Annotated in this window: 5 protein-coding genes; all 5 read left to right on the top strand. The window is 66.6% G+C overall.

Annotated elements, in window-relative coordinates:
* Positions 1–245 precede the first annotated feature (245 nt).
* Positions 246–2,045, top strand: coding sequence for an arginine--tRNA ligase (argS, locus tag ACE3S9_RS13465; RefSeq protein ID WP_374546982.1), 1,800 nt, complete (start codon positions 246–248; stop codon positions 2,043–2,045).
* 64 nt (positions 2,046–2,109) lie between these two features.
* Positions 2,110–3,546: an SPOR domain-containing protein gene (locus ACE3S9_RS13470; protein WP_374546983.1), complete on the top strand. Its 1,437-nt coding sequence runs from the start codon at positions 2,110–2,112 to the stop codon at positions 3,544–3,546.
* 6 nt (positions 3,547–3,552) lie between these two features.
* Positions 3,553–4,563 carry a beta-N-acetylhexosaminidase gene (nagZ, locus tag ACE3S9_RS13475; RefSeq protein ID WP_374546984.1) on the top strand — a complete coding sequence of 337 codons (1,011 nt, stop codon included), beginning with the start codon at positions 3,553–3,555 and terminating at the stop codon, positions 4,561–4,563.
* Between the two features lie 72 nt (positions 4,564–4,635).
* Entirely contained in the window at positions 4,636–5,475 is an 840-nt protein-coding gene (locus ACE3S9_RS13480) for a ScpA family protein (RefSeq protein WP_374546985.1), read from the top strand.
* A gap of 20 nt (positions 5,476–5,495) precedes the next feature.
* Positions 5,496–5,896: SMC-Scp complex subunit ScpB (locus ACE3S9_RS13485; RefSeq protein ID WP_374546986.1), on the top strand; the 401-nt coding region annotated here is incomplete at its 3' end.

The raw sequence follows: 5,896 nt of genomic DNA on the forward strand, positions 1-5,896 counted from the left end.
CCATCCTTTTGGCCCCATGGTAAATATCGACGCTGCGCTCGAAACCTTGCCGAAGGCTTAAGCGGACCGACAGCCGCCATCGGGGCCACATGTTTAAAATGTGAACGGACGGCAAAGGTTCCGCACGAAAGTGGCGCGGATGCTTTGACGCGCGGCCCGAATTGGTTTAGCCCCGCCTCCGCGCCGCTGGCGCGACCACCATCGGCCTGTGCGAGGCGATGGCTCCGATTTCGTCGAGGCCCGAAATGAACATTTACGCCGAGTTCCACGCCCGCATCGCCGCCATTCTCCGGCGGTTCGCCGGCGAGGGCCGCCTGCCGGCCGGTCTCGATCCGGCGCGTTTCGTGGTCGAGCCGCCGCGCGACGCCAGCCTCGGCGATCTCGCCTGCAATGCAGCTATGGTCTTCGCCCGCGACGTCAAGGCCTTTTACGCCGACCCGCGCCAGCTCGCGACGGAGCTGGCGTTTGAATTGGCGCAGGAGCCGGATGTCGAGCAGGCCGAGGTGGCCGGGCCGGGCTTTCTGAATATCCGGCTAAAGAAAGCCGTGTTCGGCGAAATCTTGCGCGCCGTTCTGCGCCAGGGCGCCGATTTCGGACGTGGCGCCGCCGAGCCTCCGGCGGGACAAAAAGCGCGGCTGACGGCGAAAAAAGTCAATGTGGAATATGTCTCGGCCAATCCGACCGGCCCGATGCATGTCGGCCATGGCCGCGGCGCCGTGTTCGGCGATGCGCTCGCGAGCCTGATGGAATTCGCCGGCTCCGAAGTCACGCGCGAATATTACATCAATGACGCCGGCGCGCAGGTGGATGTGCTCGCGCGTTCGGCGTTCCTCCGCTATCGCGAGGCCTTGGGCGAGACGATCACGGTGCCGGATGGGCTCTATCCCGGCGATTATCTCAAGCCGGTCGGCGCCGCTCTGGCCGCGAAATATGGCGCAAGCCTGCGCGACAAGCCTGAGAGCGAATGGCTTGAGCCCGTGCGCGCCATCGCCATCGACGCCATGATGGACATGATCCGCGACGATCTGGCGGCGCTCAACATCACCCACGAGGTGTTTTTCTCGGAACGCAGCCTGCACGACAGCCGCAACGGCCTGTCGGATGTCGAGGCCGCGTTGGAGGAATTGCGGGCGAGGGGGCTGATCTATGAGGGGCGCTTGCCGCCGCCCAAGGGCCAATTGCCCGAGGATTGGGAAGATCGCGAGCAGACTTTATTTCGCTCCACTCAATTCGGCGACGATGTCGACCGCCCGCTGAAAAAATCCGACGGCGCCTTCACCTATTTCGCCTCCGACATCGCCTATCATCGCAAGAAGATCGAGGGCGGTTATGACGTTCTGGTAGACGTCTGGGGCGCGGACCACGGCGGCTATGTCAAGCGCATGAGCGCGGCGGTCGAGGCGCTTTCCGGCGGTGAGACCACGCTGGACGTCAAGCTGTGCCAGATGGTGAAGCTGATGCGCGACGGAGAGCCCGTCAAAATGTCAAAGCGCTCCGGTGATTTCGTCACGCTTCGTGAAGTGGTGGATGAAGTCGGCGTGGACGCCGTGCGCTTCATGATGCTTTACCGCAAGAACGATGCGCCGCTGGAATTCGACCTGGCGCGCGTGATCGAACAGTCCAAGGACAATCCGGTCTTCTATGTGCAATATGCCCATGCCCGCGCGCATTCCGTGCTGCGCCAAGCGCTGGCGGCTTTCCCGGATCTCGATGTCGCGCCGGCCGCGCTTGCGGCGGCGGACCTGTCGTTGCTGGAGGATGAGAACGAACTGGCGCTGATTGGTTTATTGGCGCAATATCCGCGCATTATCGAAAGCGCCGCAGCCGCGCACGAGCCGCATCGGCTGGCTTTTTATCTGCACGATCTGGCCAGCCTGTTTCATTCCCATTGGAATCGCGGCAAAGATCAGCCACAATTACGCTTTGTTAATCAAGATCGTAGAGATTTGACCTGCGCCAGGCTCGGTCTCGTGACAGGGTTAATCACTATACTGGCGTCAGGATTGTCTGTTCTTGGTGTTAAAGCGCCGGACGAGATGCGCTGATCAGCGCGCGCCCTCAGGGAGAGGGCGACCTCCGGCCGCTTTGCGTTAACCGCGAGGGTTGGCCATGGGTGAGTTTGCCGCCAAGTTTCGTCCGGAGGTCGATCTGGACGAGTTCGAACGTCGCCTGCGCGCCGCAGCGCCCGCGCCCCATTCGCGTCCCGCGGAAGGGTCGGATCCGCTCGCCGAACTGGCGCGCCTGGTCGGCGGCGACTCCATGGGCCGCAAGGAAGACCCGTTCGAGGCCTTGTTCCGCGCGCAATCGGCGATTGCCGATATCCGCAACGCCTCCGCCCAGCAGGAGCAGGCGGCGGACGCCGCGTCCGCCGCTGAGGCGACGCCGGGCGCTTTCGACCATTACGCCCTGCGCGAGCCCTATTTCGAGGAGCAGGCGCAGCAAGAACAGGGTCAGGCTCATCAGGCCTATCCCCGTGAAGCCTATCCCCATCAAGCCAGCCCTAATGCGGCTTATGCGGCCGAGCAGTTGCCTTATCAGGAATCGGAGCCCGTCTGGACGCCGGGCGCCCATTCCGGGGGCGACGCGCAGTCCTGGCCGGCGGCTTACGACAATGGGCCCGAGGCGCCCGCGCCGGGCTATCGCCGCAAGGTGATGTACGCCATGGGCGCGGTGCTCGCTCTCGGCGTGTTCGCGATCGGCGGCACTCTCGCCATGCGCGGCAAGGCGTCGAACCAGGATGTCGTCACGATCCAGGCCGACAGCGATCCGGCCAAGGTCAAGCCGACCGCCGCCGACAACGCCGCCGCTCCAGCCGGCCAGGCCCTGTTCGATCGCAAGAGCAACGGCAATGTCTCGAAAGTGGCGGGCGGCTCCGAACAGCCGGCCGATCTCGGCGTGACGGTCAAGAACGCTCGCGTCGTCGGCGCGGCCGCCGGCGTCGAGACGCCGCCGCCGCCGGCCCCGACCAATGCCGCGCAGAACGGCCCGCCGCCGGAAGCGATCTTCCCGACGCCGAAAAAGGTCAAGACTGTCTCAGTCCGGGCCGACGGCACCGTGATTTCGAGCCAGGACGCTCCGGTTCCTCCGAGCCGCAATTTGCCGACCATGGCCGCTAACGCCATGCCGCCCACCGCCTCGGCGGCTGCGCCCGCCACCAAGACGCCGGCGCCGAAGACGACCGAGCGCGCTGCCTCCACCAATGAGGCGGCGCTGAAAAACCCGGCCCGTCCGCAGGTCGCGGCGGTCAAGCCGCAGGCGGAAAAGCCCGCCGCGGCTCCGGCTGCTCCGGCGGCCGGCGAAGGCGGTGGTTTCGCGGTGCAACTCGCCGGAACGCCGAGCGAGGCGGAAGCCAAGGCGGCCGCCAATTCGCTCGCGGCCAAATATGCCAGCGCCTTGCAGGGCCATCGCCCGAGCTTCGTTCAGGCCAAGGTCGGCGACAAGACGATCTATCGCGTGCGCGTCGGCCATCTGAGCGAAGAAGGCGCCAAATCCATGTGCTCCGCCATCAAGGCGCAGGGCGGCAATTGCTTCGTGGCTAAAAACTGACGCTGTATGACCTTTAAGGCTTTTATCGCCGGTTGCGCCGGCCTGACGCTCAGCCCCGACGAATGCGCTTTCTTCAAGGAGGCGCGGCCGTGGGGGCTGATCCTTTTCCGCCGTAATATCGATGCGCCAGACCAGGTGCGCGCCTTGACGGAGTCGTTCCGCGACCTGCTCGGCGCCGACGCCGCCGTGCTGATCGATCAGGAGGGCGGCCGCGTACAGCGCCTCGCCGCGCCGCATTGGCCGGCCTATCCGCCGGCGGCGGCCTTCGCGCGGATCGGGCGGGACGACGCGCGTGCGGCCGCCCTTGGCGCGCGGCTGATCGCGGAAGATCTGCGCGCCGTCGGCATCGACGTGGATTGCCTGCCGGTGCTCGACACGCCGGCGGCGGGCGCGCATCAGATCATCGGCGACCGCGCCTATGCCGACAATCCCGCCGATGTTGCGAGGCTCGGCCGCGCTGCCGCGCTCGGCCTGATGGCGGGCGGGGTCATGCCCGTGATGAAACATATTCCCGGCCATGGCCGGGCGTTGGCCGACAGCCATCTGGAGCTGCCGCAGGTTCACGCCGCGCGCGACGAGCTGGAGACGGACTTCGCGCCCTTCCGGGCCAATGCCGACCTGCCGGCGGCCATGACCGCGCATGTGGTCTATCATGCGCTCGATCCGCTGCATCCGGCGACCCAGTCGCGCGCGGTGATCGAGGAGATCGTCCGCGGCGAGATCGGCTTCGACGGCTTGCTGATGACCGACGATCTCTCCATGCACGCGCTTGATGGGCGCTTTTTCGAACGCGCCGCGCGGGCGTTCGGGGCCGGCGTCGATCTTGCTTTGCATTGCAACGGCGATCTGGCGGAGGCAGGCGCGGTGGCGCAGGCGTCGCCGCTGCTGGCGGGCAAGGCGCTGGAGCGGGTCGAACGGGCGCGGGCGCAGGTCGCGGCGGCGCGGGCGCAGGCCGAGCCGTTCGATTCTGTGGAAGCGCGGGCGGAATTGGTATCGGCGCTTGCGGCGCTAGCCTGATTCGCCCACGCTCTATGCCTGATTCGCCTGTTTGGCGGGGCGGGAGAGTAGAGAGGCGCAAGCGAAGAGACGATGGAGCGGGAAGACCAAGCCCCGCCCAAAACCGTCGCCGCGACGGACGCGGAAGGGTCCGAGGCGGATTTCGAGACGGCGGGCGGCGAACGCAAGACGGAAGCGGATTTCCGGGTCGATGTGGACGGCTATGAAGGCCCGCTCGACCTGCTGCTGGAGCTTGCCCGCCGCCAGAAGGTCGATCTCGCCCGCATTTCCGTCCTGGCTCTGGCCGAGCAATATCTCGAATTCGTCGAAGCGGCGCGCCGCGTGCGGCTGGAACTGGCCGCCGATTATCTGGTGATGGCGGCCTGGCTGGCCTATCTCAAATCGCGCCTGTTGCTGCCGGCGCCGCCCAAGACCGAAGAGCCCGATCCCAAGGAGCTGGCGGCGAGCCTCGCCCGGCGCCTGAGCCGGCTGCACGCGATCCGCGCGGCCGCCGAGCGCCTGACCGAGCGCCCCCGGCTCGACCGCGATCTGTTCCTGCGCGGCGCGCCCGAGGGGCTGGACGTGATCAACGCCCCGCTTTATCGCGCCAGCCTGTTCGATCTGCTCTCGGCCTATGCCCGCCAGCGGCAGAAACAGGCTTTATCGCATGTCTCGCTGCGAGTGCGGCAGGTCTGGTCGCTGGCCGAGGCCCGCGAGGCGCTGGAGCGGATTCTCGGCATGGCGCTGGAATGGACGGCGCTCGACACTTATCTGCTGGAATGGACGGCCACGCCCGAACAGGCCCGCACCGCGCGCGCCTCCACCTTTTCCGCCTCACTGGAAATGGTGCGGGAAGGGCTGATCGACCTGCGGCAGGACCGCGCCTTCGCGCCGCTCTGGCTTCGGCGCCGGCAGGCGCTGGCGGCCGAGTAAGGCGGCGGGAGTAACAGGTTTTGGCGGATCAGGAACATCTGTTCGACATGAAGGCGGCCGATGCGGCGGCCCTGCTCGCGCGCGAGACGCCGAGCGAGGCGCAGCGCGAGGTGATGCGCCTGTGTGAGGCCTTGATCTTCGCCGCGACCGAGCCTTTGAGCGAGGAGGAGATGCGCAAGCGCCTGCCCGAAGGCGCGGATCTCGCCCCGGCTTTGGCCTATCTCAAGGCGGATTATTTTTCGCGCGGCGTGAACCTCGTCCGGGTCGGCAAGAAATGGATGTTCCGCACCGCGCCCGATCTCGCCTGGGCCTTGCAGCGCGAGCAGCAGGAGCCGAGAAAGCTGTCGCGCGCCGCCATGGAGACCTTGGCGATCATCGCCTATCACCAGCCGGCGACCCGCGCGGAAATCGAGGATATTCG

The sequence above is a fragment of the Rhodoblastus sp. genome (assembly GCF_041915505.1).
GTDB lineage: Bacteria > Pseudomonadota > Alphaproteobacteria > Rhizobiales > Beijerinckiaceae > Rhodoblastus.

Bases quoted from the DNA above. Each gene is read 5' to 3' on its own strand.
- argS (WP_374546982.1), top strand. From the start codon at position 246: ATGAACATTTACGCCGAGTTCCACGCCCGCATCGCCGCCATTCTCCGG.
- ACE3S9_RS13470 (WP_374546983.1), top strand. From the start codon at position 2,110: ATGGGTGAGTTTGCCGCCAAGTTTCGTCCGGAGGTCGATCTGGACGAG.
- nagZ (WP_374546984.1), top strand. From the start codon at position 3,553: ATGACCTTTAAGGCTTTTATCGCCGGTTGCGCCGGCCTGACGCTCAGC.
- ACE3S9_RS13480 (WP_374546985.1), top strand. From the start codon at position 4,636: ATGGAGCGGGAAGACCAAGCCCCGCCCAAAACCGTCGCCGCGACGGAC.